Raw genomic sequence first — 16,524 nt, 5'->3', positions numbered from 1 at the left:
TCCCTACGGCCGCTCTACTGCGAGCGCCACGCCCATACCGCCGCCGATACACAGCGACGCCAGTCCTTTCTTCGCATCGCGTTTCTGCATTTCATGCAGCAGCGTGACAAGAATCCGGCAGCCGGACGCACCGATCGGATGACCGATCGCGATCGCCCCGCCGTTCACGTTCACCTTCGACGTGTCCCAGCCCATCTGCTGATGGACGGCCAGGGCCTGCGCTGCAAATGCTTCGTTGATTTCCATCAGGTCGAGGTCCGACGCGGCCCAGCCCGCGCGTTCCAGGCAACGCCTGGATGCCGGCACCGGACCCATGCCCATCACCTTGGGATCGACGCCCGCGTTCGCGTACGCCTTGATGCGCGCGATGGGCGTGAGGCCCAGCGCATCGGCCTTTTTCGCCGACATCACGATCACGGCCGCCGCGCCATCGTTAAGACCGGAGGCGTTTGCCGCCGTCACGGTGCCTTCCTTCGAAAACGCCGGCTTCAGGCCGGAGAGCGATTCGGCGGTCACGCCATGGCGCACGAATTCGTCGGTGGCAAAACGCAGCGGCTCGCCTTTGCGCTGGGGAATTTCGACGGGCACGATTTCATCGTTGAAACGGCCCGACTTCTGCGCCGCTTCCGCCTTGTTCTGCGACAACGCCGCAAATTCGTCTTGCGCTGCGCGCGTAATGCCGTATTCCTTCGCGACGTTTTCCGCCGTGACGCCCATATGGATCGAATTAAACGCGTCCCACAGGCCGTCCACGATCATCGAATCGATCAGCTTCGCGTCACCCATGCGAAAACCATCGCGTGAGCCCGGCAACACGTGCGGCGCCGCGCTCATGTTTTCCTGGCCGCCCGCGATCACGATGTCGGCATCGCCCGCGATAATCGCGTTTGCCGCCAGCATCACGGCCTTCAGGCCCGATCCGCACACCTTGTTGATCGTCATGCCCGGCACCGCGCTGGGCAAGCCTGCCTTGATCAGCGATTGACGGGCTGGATTCTGGCCGGAGCCCGCCGTCAGGACCTGCCCGAGGATCACTTCGCTGATCTGCTCGGGCTTGAGGTTCGAACGCTCGAGTAACGCGCGAATCACGATTGCGCCCAGATCGGGCGCGGCGATTTTCGCCAGCGACCCGCCGAATTTGCCGACGGCCGTCCGTGCGGCCGATACGATCACTACGTCTGTCATTTCAGTTTCCTTTGAGAATCGAAAGTGGTAGCCCGGTTTTAGCCGGCGGACTGCGTGGCCGGCTGGATGCGTGTTCGCGCTTGCCCCTTGTTTGCCTGCGCCCTTTTCAACCGGTGCAGGTGACGCTCTCAACAGCGCTGGCGTTACGGTTACTTCGGGTTTCTTCAGGTTGCTTCGGGTTTCAGCAACTGCAATAAAACGATGCGTTGGATACTGTTGACCGATCGCGCCCGAAATGCAATCGGGTCCGATCCGCATGACCCGCTTTGGCCGTCATTTGAAAAGTCATTCAGCCGTGCAGGTCACGCGCAAACTTCATTGATCCCGCTTCAGGACATAACGTCCCGGCGCCGGCTCAATCACCGGGAAATCGACGGACCCCGGCGCTGGCTTCGGCTTTACCTTCTTGCCGGCGTAACCATCGAGCCATTGCGTCCACGTGGGCCACCAGCTACCCGGATGTTCGGTCGCGCCTTCGAACCAGGCATCGGCATCTTCAGGCAGGGTTTTATCCGCGTTATCGAGAACCCAGAAACTGCGCTTGTTCTTCGACGGCGGATTGATCACACCTGCAATGTGTCCCGATGCTCCAAGCACAAACGTCTGCGGCCCGGTCAGCAAAGGTGCGGACGCATAGGCCGCCGTCCACGGCACGATGTGATCCTCGCGCGATCCATACAAAAACGTCGGCACATCGATCTTCGACAAATCCACCGGCTCACCGCACGTAGTCAATTCGCCAGGATTGCGCAGGCGATTTTCCAGATAGGTGTTACGCAGATACCAGACGAACATCGGGCCTGGCAGATTGGTTGAATCGCTGTTCCAGTAAAGCAGGTCGAACGCCTGTGGCGTGCGGCCCTTCAGGTAATTGTCGACCACGTAGTTCCACACCAGATCGTTCGGGCGCAGATACGAGAACGTGTTGGCAAACTCGACACCGCGCATCAGCGCAGGCGCTTTTCCATCCTTGCCGCCAATGGTCTGCTCGCGCATCTTCACATGCTGTTCATCGATAAACACATCGAGCACGCCCGTGTCAGAAAAGTCGAGCATGGCGGTCAGCAGCGTCATGGATGCAACGGGATGTTCCCCACGCGCCGCCAGCACCGCCAGCGCGGTTGCGAGCATCGTGCCGCCCACGCAGAAACCGAGCGTGTTGATCTGCTCGCGGCCGCTGATCCGCTTGACTACATCGATAGGCGTAAGCACGCCTTCCTCGATGTAATTGTCCCAGGTCTTGTGCGCGATCGATGCATCTGCATTACGCCACGAGATCATGAAAACCTGATGGCCGGCGTCAAGCGCATGGCCGACGAGCGAGCCTTCCGGTTGCAGGTCGAGAATGTAGAACTTGTTGATGCACGGCGGCACGATCAACAGCGGCCGTTCTCTGATGGTCGCGGTGCGCGGCGTGTACTGAATCAGTTGCAGCAGGTCGTTCTCGAACACGACCGAGCCTTGCGTGGTTGCAATGTTCTTGCCGACCACAAAACCGGCTTCATCGCTTTGCTGGATCTTGCCGCGCTGCATGTCGGCGAGCAGATTCAGCATGCCTTTTTGCAGACTCTCGCCACGGCTTTCGATCAGCGCCTTTTGCGCATCGGGATTCAACGCGATGTAATTACTCGGCGATGCCGCTGCTGCCCACTGCTGTACCGCGAAGCGGATTCGTTCACGGGTTTTATGATCGCCTTCGACAGCCTCTGCAAGCTCCTGCAGATAACGCGCGTTCAGCACATACCACGCAGCGGCGAATGCGAAACCGGGTGCGGATTGCCACGCGGGCGTGCTGAAGCGGCGATCTTTCAGCGTCGCCAGGTCGATGCTTTGATCGCTGGCCTGCTTGATCAGCTCCGCGGCCTCACGCGAGAAACTGGCCTGCAGTTCCTGCAGGCGCTGCGGCGCGATAGCGGCGGTCTGAATATTCGGCATCGCAGGCATCGCGAAGGGCAATTGGCCACTAACGCCGCCGCTGCCGCCGTTAATGCCATTAATACCTGGAAAACCGGAAAACCCCGGAAAGTTAGGGAAACCACCCAGCGCCGCAAACGGATTAACCGGCGAGGATCCTGCCGATTCCGTATGTCCCGCATTTGCCTGCGCGGCAAGTTTTTGCCACTGCGCGGGATCGGATACCGCGCGCCATGTGTTGAGCCATTGCTCGAACATGTTTTGCACGGCTGCCGGATCGGCGGCGGCCATTCCAGAAGGCGCACCCGGTGCACCCGGTACGTCAGGCGCTGCCTTGGCAGCAGATGGACGTGATGAACCCGGTGACGATGAAGATGAAGATCTGGAGGCAGCCATATCCGCGTTTGACCTAAGCGTCCCGAGAGACTGAGTTGCTGATGCAGGCGTGACGTGGAGCCGCGTCGTCGTGATCGTCGTGCCGGGCTGCTAAACGCCCGACCGCGATGATGTGACCTTGCCACGCCGTGCGCTTTTGTGAAACATTCTTGCTCCACGGTGCGAGGCGTGTCAATGCGTCGCCTTGATTTTGACGCAGTGCGATATTTTAGTCATCATCGTTTTCCCGATGTGACGCGATGATGAATGTCAAGAATTGTTGCGCAACATAAAACGTGCCCGTCGTGGCCCAGCTACGTTTAAGTTGAGCATCTAAAAGCGTGTGTTACGACATAGGCGAACATCAGGTCATGGGCGGGTTGAGTCGCTTTGCGCGGATCAGGTCCGGGTCTAGTCTTCTAGCCAGATCATTGCGGCCATGCGCCCCGTTGTCCGGTCCCGTCGATACGAATAGAACCGGTCCTCGTCAGTCACCGTACAAAACGTCCCGCCGTGGATATTCTCGGTCGTCACGCCAGCCCGTTGCAGGCGCAAACGCGCGAGCGTATAGAGATTGGCGAGATATTTATGTTTCTCTTCACGTTTGGCGAAAGCGGCAATGGTCGCATTGCAAGATGCAGGATCGGCCGCTGCGGCGAACGCGTCGAGCACGTCCTCGCCCACTTCGAACGCTGCCGGGCCAATCGCCGGACCGAGCCACGCGTGCAACGTGCTGGTCTGGGCGCCCGCGAGATGTGCGACCCGCTGCGCCGTCTGCTCCACGATTCCAGCCGCAAGTCCACGCCAGCCTGCGTGCGCCGCGCCGACGGCCCGGCCGGCAGCATCGCAGAAAAGTACCGGCAGGCAGTCAGCGATCATCACCACGCACACAACTCCCGCGCGGTCGGTCACCGCTGCGTCCGCCTTCACCACCGTCGCGGGAGAACCGACGCAGCGGTCGATCACCGCACCTGCATCCTCGACCTGTGCGCCGTGCACCTGCTCGAGCCACGCAACCGGAGCGCCAGTGAGTTCCACCACGCGCCGACGGTTTTCCATCACCGCTTCGGGGACATCGCCCGTATGCAGACCGAGGTTTAGGCCGCCACGGCCGTTCGCACCGCCATACGGCGCGGCGCTGACACCCCCATTGCGTGTGGTCGCCAGCGCCTTCACGCGTGGCGAAACCACATTGGGACCGATGGACCAGCCGGGCCACAGGCAATCGTCGTTGCGAAGCGGCGGGTAAGCCGCAAATTTCGCGGCGGGGTCAGTCGCAAAATCAGTCGCGGATGGCGTCACCATGGGCGTCATTCCTCGTCGTCATCGTCGTCGTATTCGATTGGCTGCGACTCGTCCCAGCCACCGCGCGCCTGAACGCCACCATCGTCTTCATCGATGAAATCCTCGTCCTCCGGATCGAGATCCGTCGCTTCGTCGCGACCCAGGCCCAGTTCCGCCGCCAACGCTTCAATATCCTCGGGTACGTCAGCGCGCCAGCTGATGTCGCGACCCGTGGTCGGATGGATCAGTCCGAGCCGCCAGGCATGCAGCGCCTGACGATTGAACCCATCCGGCAGCGGCTGGACCGAACGCTTGCCGCGCGCATGGCCATAAATCGGATCACCTAGCAGCGGATGGCGGATATGCGCGCAATGCACGCGGATCTGGTGCGTGCGGCCGGTATCGAGATCACAATGGACCGCGGACACGGGCTGCTGATTCCACATCGCGCGGTCGATGGTGCGGTAGTGCGTACGGGCGTATTTTCCCGATGCGCTCTCCACCACCGCCATGCGCGTGCGGTCGCGCGGATCGCGGCCAATTGGTGCGTCGATCGTGCCTTCGTCTGGCATCGTCCCCCACACCAGCGCGACGTAGCGGCGCTTCACCGTGCGTGCCTGCAACTGACGCGTGAGGATTGTCTGCGCTTCGAGCGTGCGTGCCACCACCATCAGCCCCGACGTCTCCTTATCCAGCCGATGCACGATACCCGCGCGCGGCAAGCCGGCGGCGGCATCGCCGTACCGGTACAGCAAGCCGTTGAGCAGCGTACCGCTCCAGTTGCCCGCAGCCGGATGCACGACCATGCCCGCCGGCTTGTTGATGACCACGAGCGCATCGTCTTCATAGACGATCTCGAGCGGCACCGGTTCCGGCGTGAACGCAAGCTGTTCGGGCAGCAGATCAGGAATCAGCGTGATGGTCGCGCCGAGCGGCACCGGCTGCCGGATCTTCGCGGGCGCGCCGTCCACCACCACGCGTTGCGCGTCGATCCAGGTCTGCAACCGGCTGCGCGAAAATTCCGGGAATAACCGCGCCATGACCTTGTCGAGGCGCTCGCCGGCATACTCGTCGGGGACGAGAATCGTGCGCGGCGTTTCAGCGTCGGCGCGGCGCTCGTGCAGGTTGGTGGGCACGGGTTTGCCGTGAATTTCGCTTGCCGCGTCCGGCGCAGCGGCCGGTTCGGTCAAATCGTCCGGACGTGCGTCGTCGGCCGATGCGCTTGGGCTATAATCTTTGCTGCGATCTTTGGTACGACTTGTACTTGAGCGGGTCATTTAGACTGAAAAGCTGGGAATTAGCCAGAAAGGCATGAGCTAGAAAATGCAAGCACTGATGCGAGCCGTGAATCAAGCTTTGAGAACCGTTTTGAACCCTGTCCGTCAACTGGTCCGACTATCGTCGAACACGTCTGTCAAGGTCATGGCGCTGGCTGCGAGTGCCGTCATTGTTGCGGGCTGTCATGGTTTGCCCGAGAAAACCGACGAAACGGCAACGTGGAATAACGGCAAATTATACTCGGAGGCGCAAGATGCGCTAACGGGCGGTGACTTCGGCAAATGTGCGAAGTATTTCGAGAACCTTGAAGGTCGCGACCCGTTCGGTCATTTTGCGCAACAAGCGCAGATCAACGTGGCTTACTGCGACTGGAAAGACAGTGAAACCGCTTCCGCAGATTCGGCTATCGACCGCTTCATCAAGCTGCATCCGGATCACCCGGACATTGCCTACGCGTATTACCTGAAAGGCATGATCCACTTCAACGACGACCTCGGACTGTTCGGCCGCTTTTCCGGCCAGGACATGAGCGAGCGCGATCCGGTGTCGCTTCGCGAATCGTACGACGCGTTCAAGGTCGTGGTCGACAAATATCCGCAAAGCAAGTATGCGCCCGATGCGGCTCAACGCATGCGCTACATTGTGAACGCGCTGGCTTCGCACGAAGTGCACGCTGCGGATTATTACTATCGGCGTGGCGCTTATGTGGCTGCCATCAACCGTGCGCAGCTCGCTATCCGTGAATATCGGAATGCGCCTGCGACGGAAGACGCGTTGCATATCATGATGCTGTCGTACGGCAAGCTCGACCAGCCGCAGTTGGAAGGCGACACGAAGCGCGTGCTGGCTGCTACGTTCCCCGACAGCCCGTATGTCACCGGCAAATCGCGCCCGGGTAAGGAAAACAAATCGTGGTGGCAGATCTGGTAAGCGGTTTTCCACGCTGAAGGTCAAGCTGAAGGTCATGCTGACTGCTGCAACGAAAACACTCAGCGAAAGCCGTCATGCAGTTCAGTTAGATCCTGTAAGAAGCCGCGCCCATTCGGAGCGCGGCTTTTTTTCGAACACACTCGTCACTAGCTGAACCGGGTTCCACGCAGGCAACGCCTTGCGAGTGCCGCTCTCTCAAAGAGATAGCGCATTGCGTCCTGACATGAAAAGCACGCTTGGCGTACGATTAGCCGCAGGCAAGCAGAAATAACAACTCTGTTGTCGGGTGCGACCGGGGCACGTGTCATGTGCCGTTACACAAAGACGGAAAAATGTCTCCGAAATTCATACACTTGTGAATAGCCGGTCCTGATTCGGGACAGCCTGCCCTGTGCGAGATCCGGCTCGGCGAATCAAATCTGAAATAGCGCGGACAGTCGAGGTGATCATCATGAATGGGCGTAGAGCGTGCCAGCTATTGCTGGTGTTGGCGGCCCTGGGTGCGAGCGGCGCAGCCACGGCCGGCGGCTACTATCACGGTGGCGGCGGTGGCTGGGGGGGCGGCTATCATGGCGGCGGCTATTACCACGGCGGCGGGTACTATCACGGTGGTTGCTGCAGCACGTCAGTCGGGGTCTATTTCGGCCCGGGTTTTGTCGGTGGCTATCCGTACCCGTACTACTCCGGATACTACCCAAGCTACTACGCTTACGGGCCGGTGCCGGTCGCTGATCCCGCTTTGCCGACGCAGTATGTCGAGCAGGGTCAACAAGCGAACATGACTGGCGGGGGCAGTGGCGCGCAGCAAGCAGGCTCCTGGTATTACTGCAGGAAGCCTGACGGCTATTATCCGTACGTCAAGGCCTGTCCCGGAGGTTGGCAGACGGTGCCGGCTCAACCGCCCGGCGGCTGATTGCGTAACGGGTCAGGTTTTGATTAACGCGGCCTGATCCGGTGTCATGTTCACGAGGAAGAAACGCGCCACGGATTGCACGGCAAGACGTTCAACGGGCGCGCGGCGCTTAACACGCCGCGCTCATTCGTCGTCTTGATCCGTCAACTCTTGCCGATCGGAGAAGAAAGCGCGCACCACTTCCAGTTCACGCGTGCGCTTGAACGGCGGCAGGCTTTGCCAGATGCGCCGGCCGTAGGGTTTATCGACGAGACGGGTGTCGCAGATCATCAGCACACCCCGATCCGTTTCCGCGCGGATCAATCGGCCCGCGCCCTGCTTGAGCGTAATCACCGCCTGCGGCAACTGATGCACAGCGAACGGGCTCAACCCCTTCTTCGTCAACGCGTCCAGCCTCGCTGACAACACGGGGTCATCGGGCGGCGCAAACGGCAGCTTGTCGATAACCACCAGCGACAGCGCATCGCCCCGCACGTCCACCCCTTCCCAGAAGCTCTGGCTGCCCACCAGGATGGCGTTGCCGTACGAGCGGAAGCGGTCGAGCAATTCGGTGCGGCTGGCATCGCCCTGCACCAGTAGCGGGTAGTCCCAGCCGCGCTGCTCGATCGTGTCACGCAGCCGCATCGCAATCCGATCGACCGCGCGCAACGTCGTGCAAAGGAAAAACACGCCGCCCTTCGATGCCTCGATCACGGGCAGCGCGCCATCGAACACGGCGTCGGTGAAATTCGGCGACGACGGTTGCGGCAAGTTACGCGGCACGTACAACAAGCCTTGCGTCGGGTAATCGAAGGGACTGGGCAGCGTCATTGAACGACGCGCGTTCAGGCCCATTTGCGCAGCGTAGTGCGTGAAATCGCCACGCACCGACAACGTCGCCGATGTGAAGATCCAGGCCCGCGGCACACCGGCGCGCTGCTTCGAAAAAATAGGCGCGACGGAAAGCGGCGTCTCGTGCAACTGAACCGTATGCGAGAACACTTCTATCCAGCGCACCATCTCGTTTGGATCGGCCTTTGCCGCCGCTTCAGCTTCCTCGGCTACGGCCTTTTCGACAGCAGTCGGCGGTGCGGTCCAGCCACCCAGCAAGCCCTGCAATTCGCGCGCACGGCGCAACAGTGCGCCTAGCGACTCAGCCCGCTCAGCGTGCGCGCCAAGCGCCGCGGTGAGTGCGTCAAGATGCTCTTCAAGCGTGTCGAGCGCGTCAAATAGCGGATGGTCATCGGCAAGCTGGCCAAGCGACATCCGCACCGAATCTTCTTTAAACGCCAGCCGCACGTCGCGCGCCGCACGTTCCAGCGCGGCGCCGAGTTTTGTCCAGTCGGAGAAATCGCGGGCGTGGCTCAAGCCTTCCGCTACGGCGTCACGGGCCAGTTCGAGAAACTGCGTGGTGGATACCGTTTCGCCGAAAAACAGCGTCGCGGTTTCGGGCAACTGATGCGCTTCGTCGAAGATGATGGTATTTGCGGTTGGCAGCAACTCGGCCATGCCGGTGTCGCGCAACATGACGTCGGCGAAAAACAGGTGGTGATTCACCACCACGATATCCGCTTGCTGCGCCTCGCGCCGCGCCTGCATCACGAAGCACTCTTTGTACTGCGGGCATTCCTGGCCGAGGCAGTTGTCACGGGTCGATGTGACCATCGGCCAGACGGGCGAATTCTCGGGCACGCTCGCAAGTTCGGCTTTGTCGCCGGTGCGCGTGATCTTGGCGAAACGAATGATTTCCTGCAGATGCGACGTGTCCTGGCGCGTGGGCAAACGACCGTTGTCGGCCGTGCGCTGCAGATAGTAGTGACACAGGTAATTCGCGCGCCCTTTGAGCATGGCAACCGACACCGGCACGGCAAGCGCGTCGCGCACGGTAGGGATGTCGCGCTGGAATAGCTGGTCCTGCAAGTGCTTCGTGCCGGTCGAGACGATCACCTTGCCGCCCCACAGCATGGCCGGCACGAGGTACGCAAAGGTCTTGCCCGTCCCCGTCCCTGCTTCCACGATCAGCGTGTTTTCGCCACCATCGATGCCAGTCGACACCAACGCCACACCCAACTCGTCCGCACCTTCCTCATGAACGACGGGCGCATCCGATGGCCCGAGCTTGCGTGCGGAGCGGCGTTGCGCGTCGAACATCGCGGGTTCAGGCATGGCGCGCCCGGACGCCTCCATGGCGGCCGCAACCGCGCGGGCCATGTCGACCTGTGAAGCACGCGAGCGATAACCATCAATTTGCCGCGCCAACAGACCCTCGGCGGCGAAAATTGCGTCGAGTTCCGTGCGGCGCTTCGGTGCCAGCGAGAGGGAAAGCGTAGTGTCGGCGACACCCGCCTTCGCGGCCGGCTTCAGCACGGATTCCGCGTTCTCTGTGAGGGCATTGTCGGGCGAATTCAAAGGGACGTTCCTGCTTGTGTTCCGGCTTATGACGCGTGTCAGTAAGCCAGGCTTGGCTACCCTCGCCGATAAGGCGCCAAGGGCGGCTGGCGTAAAAATTCTTCCGGCCCGCGCTTGCATCACCTGTGCATTACATGTGCATCAAGGATTGAGCTGCGCGTCCGGTTCCAACTGCAATTGCAGCAGGATGATGGTGTCCTTGACCTTGAGCTTGCGCTTCTTCAGGCGCCTGATCTCGAAGTCGTTGATGCCGGGAACCTCAGCCATCTTGCCGATAAGACTATCCAGGCCGTGATGCTCCGTTTCCAGCTGCCCAATCCGTTCGAGGATCGTGCCTGTGTCGACTGCTGCTGCAGGATACGCATGCATATTCGCCTCCCCTGGTCGCGGCGAGCCGCTTCAGGTCACTGACGGCGTCGCCCGAGGTTGCTGTCCGGCCCCGGCTTACTTGGATTGCTGTTGTTGCTGTTGTTGCTGTTGCTTGAGTTCTTGCTGATGCGCCTTGTCTGCCGCGTCCTGCTGTGCACGCTGTTGCTGCTTGGCGGCGGCTTCCTTCTGGCGGGCCTGGACTTCCGTCTGATGCTCGGCAGCATCACGTTGCTTGGCCGCAAAGCGTTCTGCCTTGTCCTCGCGGTCCTTCGCGTCCTGCACGCCGCGCGCGGCGGCATCGGCCAGTTTCTTTTGGTAATCCGCCTGCTTGCGGTCGTAATCGGCCTGGTTCGCCGCGCGCTGCGGCGCTTCAGCCGTTCGCTGCGCCTCCGACAAGGCATTCTGGCGCTGCTTCTCTGCAAACGAGTCCGCGCTCGCCTTCTCGTTCGCCGCGCGCTGCGGCGCCTCGGACGCGTACTGCGCGCGTTTGATCGCCGTTTGCTGGTCCCGCTGCTGCGCGTGCAGCAGACGTTGTTCGTCGTCGAGCGCCAGTTGTTCCTTGCGAATTTGCTGAGCTACGTCACGCTTGGCGTCGCGCGCTTTGTCCAGGCAATGATTGACGAAAAAATTGCTGTAGCAATCGTGCTGCTTGACCCCGTAGAGATAGTTGTTCTCCGCGCTGCGAACGTCCAACGCCTTCTGGCGCGCGGTGAAACCATTCGGGTCGGCAGGAGCTTGCCCTGCGTCAGCATCGCTTACGCCGATTGCACCGATTGCACCGATCTGACCCGCCTGCGCGCCCGACGCCGCTTGTCCGGCATTGCCATTGTCCTGCGCGCCGCTTTCGTCAAGCGGCCTTTGCGTGACCGACGTACCCGGGTTGATGGGCTTCGGCGTCTGCGCCATGGCGGCAGTGCCGGCACCCGCACAGGTTAACGCGAACAATATTGCCGCAACGGACCGGGCGAACGGCGAGACCTGCCGTACGATGGCAACACCGCCACCCGATGCGGCCGGACCGGTCGAGGCGAACGAATCGACTGGAGCAGTCGGCAAAGCGGGCGAAAGGCGGAAAGTCGGCAACGTGATAGCCAGCGTGATGGGCAAGGAAACGAACAAGGAGACGGACAAGGTAGTGGAAAAGCAGCTTCTACGATCCTGAAATTCTATCACCGCGCGCCGGAGCCCTCCGGCATTTATGGCAAAATGCCCCGCTTCACCAACCCGGCAAACGTGTTCGCGCGGCTTACAGTGAAATGCGAGTGAAATGCGCGGTACGAAAAGCCCTTGATGAGCCAGCAGGCTGACGCAGACCCCCATGACGGAAACCGTAGCACTCAAGATTGTCCAGCGCATTGCCACCGAGTTGAATGTGCAGCCGCGGCAGGTCGCCGCAACCGTGCAGCTTCTCGATGAAGGCGCAACCGTTCCGTTTATCGCCCGTTATAGAAAGGAAGTAACGGACAATCTCGACGACACGCAATTGCGCAATCTCGAGGAACGGCTCATCTATCTTCGCGAGCTGGAAGACCGGCGCGCGACGATTGTCCAGAGCATCGACGAACAAGGCAAGCTCACGCCCGAATTGCGCGCAGCCGTTGAAGGCGCCGACAGCAAACAGGTGCTCGAAGATCTGTATCTGCCCTACAAACCGAAGCGCCGCACGCGTGCGCAGATCGCCCGTGAAGCAGGCCTGCAGCCGCTCGCGGATGCCCTGCTCGCCGACCCGACGCTCGATCCGCAGACAGAAGCCGCGCGTTATGTGGACGCAGAAAAAGGCGTCGCCGATATCAAGGCCGCGCTCGATGGCGCCCGCGACATCCTCTCGGAACAGTTTGGCGAAACGGCGGAAATTCTCGGTAAGGTTCGCGACTACCTGTTCAAGCAAGGCAGCGTGATTTCGACTGTCGTGCTGGGCAAGGAAACTGAGGAAGGCGAGAAATTCCGCGACTACTACGACTACTCGGAAACCATCCGGACCGTCCCGTCGCATCGGGCACTCGCGCTGTTTCGCGGCCGCAATGCCGGCGTCCTGATGGTCAAGCTGGGACTGGGCGAAGAGCTTGACGCGCAAGTGCCGCATCCCGGCGAAGCGCTGATCGCGCGCCACGTAGGCATCGCGAATCAGGGCCGGCCGGCCGATAAATGGCTCTCGGACGTATGCCGCTGGTGCTGGCGCGTGAAGGTCCAGCCGAATATCGAAAATGATTTGCTGACGAATTTGCGCGAAGAAGCCGAAGCCGAGGCCATTCGCGTGTTTGCACGCAACCTGAAGGATCTTTTGCTTGCCGCACCGGCGGGTCCGAAAGCCGTGATCGGCCTCGATCCCGGCATGCGTACCGGCGTGAAAGTAGCCGTAGTCGATCGCACCGGCAAGCTGCTCGCCACGGACGTGATTTATCCGCACGAGCCGCGCCGCGACTGGGACGGCTCGCTTGCCAAGCTCGCACGGATCGCCGCGCAGACGCAGGCTGAGTTGATCAGTATTGGCAATGGCACGGCGTCGCGCGAGACCGACAAGCTCGCAAGCGAACTGATCGCGAAACATCCGGAACTGAAGCTGCAGAAGATCGTGGTGTCCGAAGCGGGAGCATCGATTTATTCGGCGTCCGAACTGGCATCGAAGGAATTTCCTGATCTCGACGTCACGTTGCGCGGCGCAGTATCTATCGCGCGGCGGCTGCAGGATCCGCTCGCCGAACTCGTCAAGATCGATCCGAAAGCGATCGGTGTGGGCCAGTATCAGCATGACGTCAATCAGCGCGACCTCGCCCGCTCGCTCGATGCGGTGGTCGAGGATTGCGTGAACGCGGTCGGCGTGGATGCCAATACCGCATCGGTTGCACTGCTTGCGCGCGTGTCGGGTTTGAACGCGACGCTCGCCCGCAATATCGTCGATTTCCGCGATGCCAACGGCCCGTTTGCATCGCGTGATCAACTGAAGAAAGTGCCGCGTCTCGGCGATAAAACCTTCGAACAAGCCGCCGGATTCCTGCGCATCAACAACGGTGTGAATCCGCTGGACCGCTCATCGGTGCACCCGGAAGCCTATCCGGTCGTCGAACGGATCCTGGCCAAGATCAAGAAACACGCCGCCGATGTCATGGGCAAGCGTGAAGCCTTGGCGGGCTTGTCGCCGGCTGAATTCGTCGACGAACGATTCGGTCTGCCGACCGTACGCGACATCCTCGCGGAACTGGAGAAGCCCGGCCGCGATCCGCGTCCGGAGTTCAAGACGGCCACGTTCCGCGACGGCGTCGAGAAACTCTCCGATCTCACGCCGGGCATGATCCTGGAAGGCGTAGTCACGAACGTCGCAGCGTTTGGCGCGTTCATCGATATCGGCGTGCATCAGGATGGATTGGTGCACGTATCGGCGATGTCGACCAAGTTCATCAAGGACCCGCACGAGGTCGTGAAGGCCGGTCAAGTCGTCAAGGTGAAAGTGGTCGAAACCGATGTGAAGCGCCAGCGGATCGCGCTGACCATGCGCCTCGACGATGACTTCTCCCCCGACGGCGGGCAGGCACAACAACAGCCACGCGGTGCGCAAGACCGTCGTGGCGGCGCGGGTGGTGGCGGCAGTGCCCGCGATGTCCGGGGCAATAACGGCGGCAAGCGCGAACCGGAAGCCGCCAGCGCAATGGCTGCGGCATTCGCCAAGCTGAAAAAGTGAACCCGCAACACGCTTCGATCTAAACGAAAACGGCCCATCGGGCCGTTTTTTCTATTTAGCAATCTTGAGGGATCAAGTCGGGCAACGCGTGCGGCATGGTCTCAAACACAAACCACCGCACGCCTCCCATCAAATCTCGATCTTTGTCCCTAACTCGACCACCCGGTTCGCGGGAATACTGAAGAAGTCAGTGGGCTTGGCGGCATTCTGATGCATCCACGCGAACACCCGTTCGCGCCACACCGACATACCCGGCAACTGCGTTGGCACAACCGTTTCGCGTGCCATGAAGAACGACGTATCCATGAGTTCGAACGTCATGTCATGGGTACGGCCGATCTCATTGAGCACCGCCTTCACATCGGGCGTTTCGTTAAAACCATACTGTGCTTTCACGAGAAAGAGCCCGCCGCCCGCGTCCTTCACTTCCACGCGCTTGTCGTCATCGACATAGGGCACATCGCGCGTGACGAAATTCAGGAAGATCGTCCGTTCATGCAGGACCTTGTTGTGCTTCAGGTTGTGCAACAAGCTAACGGGCACGAGCGAGTCGTTGCCCGTCAAGTAGATTGCAGTCCCCGACACCCGATGCGGCGGATGTGCAAGCAGTCCCTGCAGGAACGGCATCAACGGGATACCGTCGGCGGCGGTCCGGTCCTTGACTATCATGCGGCCCTTGAACCACGTCATCAGCAGGAAGAACAGCACGCCGCCAATACCCAGTGGCAGCCAGCCGCCCTGCTCGATCTTGAGCAGGCTGGCGCCGAAGAACCCGACATCGACGATAAAAAACACGCTGATGATCGCGCCCACCAGAAACTTGTTCCAGCCCCACAGCTTGGTCATCACAACCGACGCAAGAATAGTCGTGACCAGCATGGTCGCGGTGACGGCAAGCCCATATGCAGCAGCAAGGTTTTCAGAGCTTTTGAAGCCGATCACAATGCACAGGATGACGAACAACAGCATCCAGTTCACCACTGGAATATAGATCTGCCCGATCGCCAGATCCGAGGTATGCAGGATCTTCATGCGCGGTACGTAGCCAAGCTGAATGGCCTGGCTCGTCAGCGAATACGCGCCTGAAATGACGGCCTGGGATGCGATCACCGTCGCGACCGTCGAGAGAATGACGAGCGGCAACAACGCCCATTCTGGCGCCAGGAGAAAAAACGGACTTTCGGCAGCTTCCGGCGAATGCATCAGCAACGCGCCCTGGCCGAAATAATTGACCACTAGAGACGGCATCACGAGGCCATACCACGCGTATCGAATGGGCTTGGCGCCGAAGTGCCCCATATCGGCGTATAGCGCTTCCGCGCCGGTCAGGACCAGTACGACCGAACCGAGCACGATATACGCCTGCAGCACGTGGGAAGCCATGAAAGAAAACGCGTAATACGGATTCAACGCGACCAGCACACGGGGCATTTGAACGATGTGATACACGCCCAGCACGGCCAGCGTCAGGAACCACAGTCCCATGATCGGGCCGAAGAGCTTGCCGACCACTGACGTACCGCGACGCTGGATCCAGAAAAGCATCACGAGAATGACGATGGTGATGGGGATCACCCATTCAGCAAGCGCCGGTGAAACGATTTCCAGCCCTTCCACCGCCGAGATCACCGACATGGCCGGTGTAATGACCGCGTCACCATAAAACATGCATGCACCGAAGATGCCGAGCATCATCAGCACGCCGGTAGCGCGTCCGGACCCCTTCAATGTGCGCAAGGCAAGCGTCATCAGCGCGAGCACGCCGCCTTCGCCGTTGTTATCGGCGCGCATCACGAACAGCACGTACTTGATGGAGACCACGATCATGATCGCCCAGAACAACAGCGAGATAACCCCCAGGATGGAGGCTTCGCTCAGTTCAATACCGTGCGTTTTGCTGAAGGCCTCTTTCAACGCGTATAGCGGGCTGGTGCCGATATCGCCGAACACTACGCCGATTGCGGCAAGTGCCAGGGCAGGTAACGGCTGTTTGCGCTCGTGCGCGTGAGTCATATTGTTCATAAACGCGGGAAGCCGTCCGAAGCGGAAAAAACGAACGCCATTCTAACGTTGCGTGCGGCGCCCGACCGGCCTGTTGTGATACCGCTACGACCGGAGCGAGACGGCAGTTTAGCATTGCGGCAAAGCCATGAAGGTGCATGCCCGGTGCTTTCCGGCTTTAACCCGCTTTAACCGACAATAAGCAAAAAAA

The 16,524-nt window shown here is 60.7% G+C and carries 12 protein-coding genes; 4 read left to right on the top strand and 8 right to left on the bottom strand.

Features of this window, described 5'->3' with window-relative positions:
• Positions 1-3: 3 nt before the first annotated feature.
• From GSQ93_RS04995 to GSQ93_RS04980, 4 genes are all read right to left on the bottom strand, one after another.
• Entirely contained in the window at positions 4-1,185 is a 1,182-nt protein-coding gene (locus GSQ93_RS04995; RefSeq protein WP_158934491.1) for an acetyl-CoA C-acetyltransferase, read from the bottom strand.
• A gap of 315 nt (positions 1,186-1,500) precedes the next feature.
• Positions 1,501-3,495, bottom strand: coding sequence for a class I poly(R)-hydroxyalkanoic acid synthase (phaC, locus tag GSQ93_RS04990; RefSeq protein WP_158934490.1), 1,995 nt, complete (start codon positions 3,493-3,495; stop codon positions 1,501-1,503).
• Between the two features lie 390 nt (positions 3,496-3,885).
• Positions 3,886-4,779 carry a peptidoglycan editing factor PgeF gene (pgeF, locus tag GSQ93_RS04985; protein ID WP_158934489.1) on the bottom strand — a complete coding sequence of 298 codons (894 nt, stop codon included), beginning with the start codon at positions 4,777-4,779 and terminating at the stop codon, positions 3,886-3,888.
• A gap of 5 nt (positions 4,780-4,784) precedes the next feature.
• Complete coding sequence (locus GSQ93_RS04980) at positions 4,785-6,035, bottom strand: RluA family pseudouridine synthase (RefSeq protein ID WP_158934488.1); 1,251 nt, start codon at positions 6,033-6,035, stop codon at positions 4,785-4,787.
• Positions 6,036-6,180: 145 nt separating this feature from the next.
• On the opposite strand from GSQ93_RS04980, the gene GSQ93_RS04975 reads away from it, so the two are divergent.
• Both GSQ93_RS04975 and GSQ93_RS04970 read left to right on the top strand, forming a co-directional pair.
• Entirely contained in the window at positions 6,181-6,966 is a 786-nt protein-coding gene (locus GSQ93_RS04975; protein ID WP_254073761.1) for an outer membrane protein assembly factor BamD, read from the top strand.
• A gap of 451 nt (positions 6,967-7,417) precedes the next feature.
• Positions 7,418-7,879 carry a hypothetical protein gene (locus GSQ93_RS04970; protein ID WP_158934487.1) on the top strand — a complete coding sequence of 154 codons (462 nt, stop codon included), beginning with the start codon at positions 7,418-7,420 and terminating at the stop codon, positions 7,877-7,879.
• Positions 7,880-8,002: 123 nt separating this feature from the next.
• Here GSQ93_RS04970 and GSQ93_RS04965 read toward each other — a convergent pair whose 3' ends face one another.
• From GSQ93_RS04965 to GSQ93_RS04955, 3 genes are all read right to left on the bottom strand, one after another.
• Positions 8,003-10,225 (bottom strand): ATP-dependent DNA helicase, encoded by a 2,223-nt coding sequence (locus tag GSQ93_RS04965; protein WP_254073760.1) that lies wholly within the window; start codon positions 10,223-10,225, stop codon positions 8,003-8,005.
• A 183-nt stretch (positions 10,226-10,408) separates the two neighbouring features.
• The gene (locus GSQ93_RS04960) at positions 10,409-10,636 is read right to left on the bottom strand and encodes a DUF465 domain-containing protein (RefSeq protein WP_158934486.1); all 228 of its coding nucleotides are present in this window, start codon (positions 10,634-10,636) and stop codon (positions 10,409-10,411) included.
• Positions 10,637-10,711: 75 nt separating this feature from the next.
• The gene (locus GSQ93_RS04955) at positions 10,712-11,542 is read right to left on the bottom strand and encodes a colicin transporter (RefSeq protein WP_254073745.1); all 831 of its coding nucleotides are present in this window, start codon (positions 11,540-11,542) and stop codon (positions 10,712-10,714) included.
• On the opposite strand from GSQ93_RS04955, the gene GSQ93_RS37580 reads away from it, so the two are divergent.
• The gene (locus tag GSQ93_RS37580; protein ID WP_174254572.1) at positions 11,541-11,798 is read left to right on the top strand and encodes a hypothetical protein; all 258 of its coding nucleotides are present in this window, start codon (positions 11,541-11,543) and stop codon (positions 11,796-11,798) included. The genes GSQ93_RS04955 and GSQ93_RS37580 overlap by 2 nt on opposite strands.
• A 156-nt stretch (positions 11,799-11,954) precedes the next feature.
• On the top strand, positions 11,955-14,312 hold the full coding sequence (locus GSQ93_RS04950) for a Tex family protein (RefSeq protein WP_158934485.1): 2,358 nt from the start codon (positions 11,955-11,957) through the stop codon (positions 14,310-14,312).
• 129 nt (positions 14,313-14,441) lie between these two features.
• Here the strand turns inward: GSQ93_RS04950 and GSQ93_RS04945 are convergent, their stop codons facing one another.
• The gene (locus GSQ93_RS04945; protein ID WP_367889734.1) at positions 14,442-16,325 is read right to left on the bottom strand and encodes a potassium transporter Kup; all 1,884 of its coding nucleotides are present in this window, start codon (positions 16,323-16,325) and stop codon (positions 14,442-14,444) included.
• Positions 16,326-16,524: the final 199 nt, after the last annotated feature.

The sequence above is a fragment of the Burkholderia sp. S171 genome (assembly GCF_009766085.1).
GTDB lineage: Bacteria > Pseudomonadota > Gammaproteobacteria > Burkholderiales > Burkholderiaceae > Caballeronia.
This window is presented reverse-complemented; position numbering and strand designations above follow the sequence as displayed.

Bases quoted from the DNA above. Each gene is read 5' to 3' on its own strand.
- GSQ93_RS04975 (WP_254073761.1), top strand. From the start codon at position 6,181: ATGGCGCTGGCTGCGAGTGCCGTCATTGTTGCGGGCTGTCATGGTTTG.
- GSQ93_RS04955 (WP_254073745.1), bottom strand. From the start codon at position 11,542: ATGGCGCAGACGCCGAAGCCCATCAACCCGGGTACGTCGGTCACGCAA.
- GSQ93_RS04970 (WP_158934487.1), top strand. From the start codon at position 7,418: ATGAATGGGCGTAGAGCGTGCCAGCTATTGCTGGTGTTGGCGGCCCTG.
- GSQ93_RS04945 (WP_367889734.1), bottom strand. From the start codon at position 16,325: ATGACTCACGCGCACGAGCGCAAACAGCCGTTACCTGCCCTGGCACTT.
- GSQ93_RS04995 (WP_158934491.1), bottom strand. From the start codon at position 1,185: ATGACAGACGTAGTGATCGTATCGGCCGCACGGACGGCCGTCGGCAAA.
- GSQ93_RS04960 (WP_158934486.1), bottom strand. From the start codon at position 10,636: ATGCATGCGTATCCTGCAGCAGCAGTCGACACAGGCACGATCCTCGAA.
- pgeF (WP_158934489.1), bottom strand. From the start codon at position 4,779: ATGGTGACGCCATCCGCGACTGATTTTGCGACTGACCCCGCCGCGAAA.
- GSQ93_RS04980 (WP_158934488.1), bottom strand. From the start codon at position 6,035: ATGACCCGCTCAAGTACAAGTCGTACCAAAGATCGCAGCAAAGATTAT.
- GSQ93_RS37580 (WP_174254572.1), top strand. From the start codon at position 11,541: ATGGCGGCAGTGCCGGCACCCGCACAGGTTAACGCGAACAATATTGCC.
- phaC (WP_158934490.1), bottom strand. From the start codon at position 3,495: ATGGCTGCCTCCAGATCTTCATCTTCATCGTCACCGGGTTCATCACGT.
- GSQ93_RS04950 (WP_158934485.1), top strand. From the start codon at position 11,955: ATGACGGAAACCGTAGCACTCAAGATTGTCCAGCGCATTGCCACCGAG.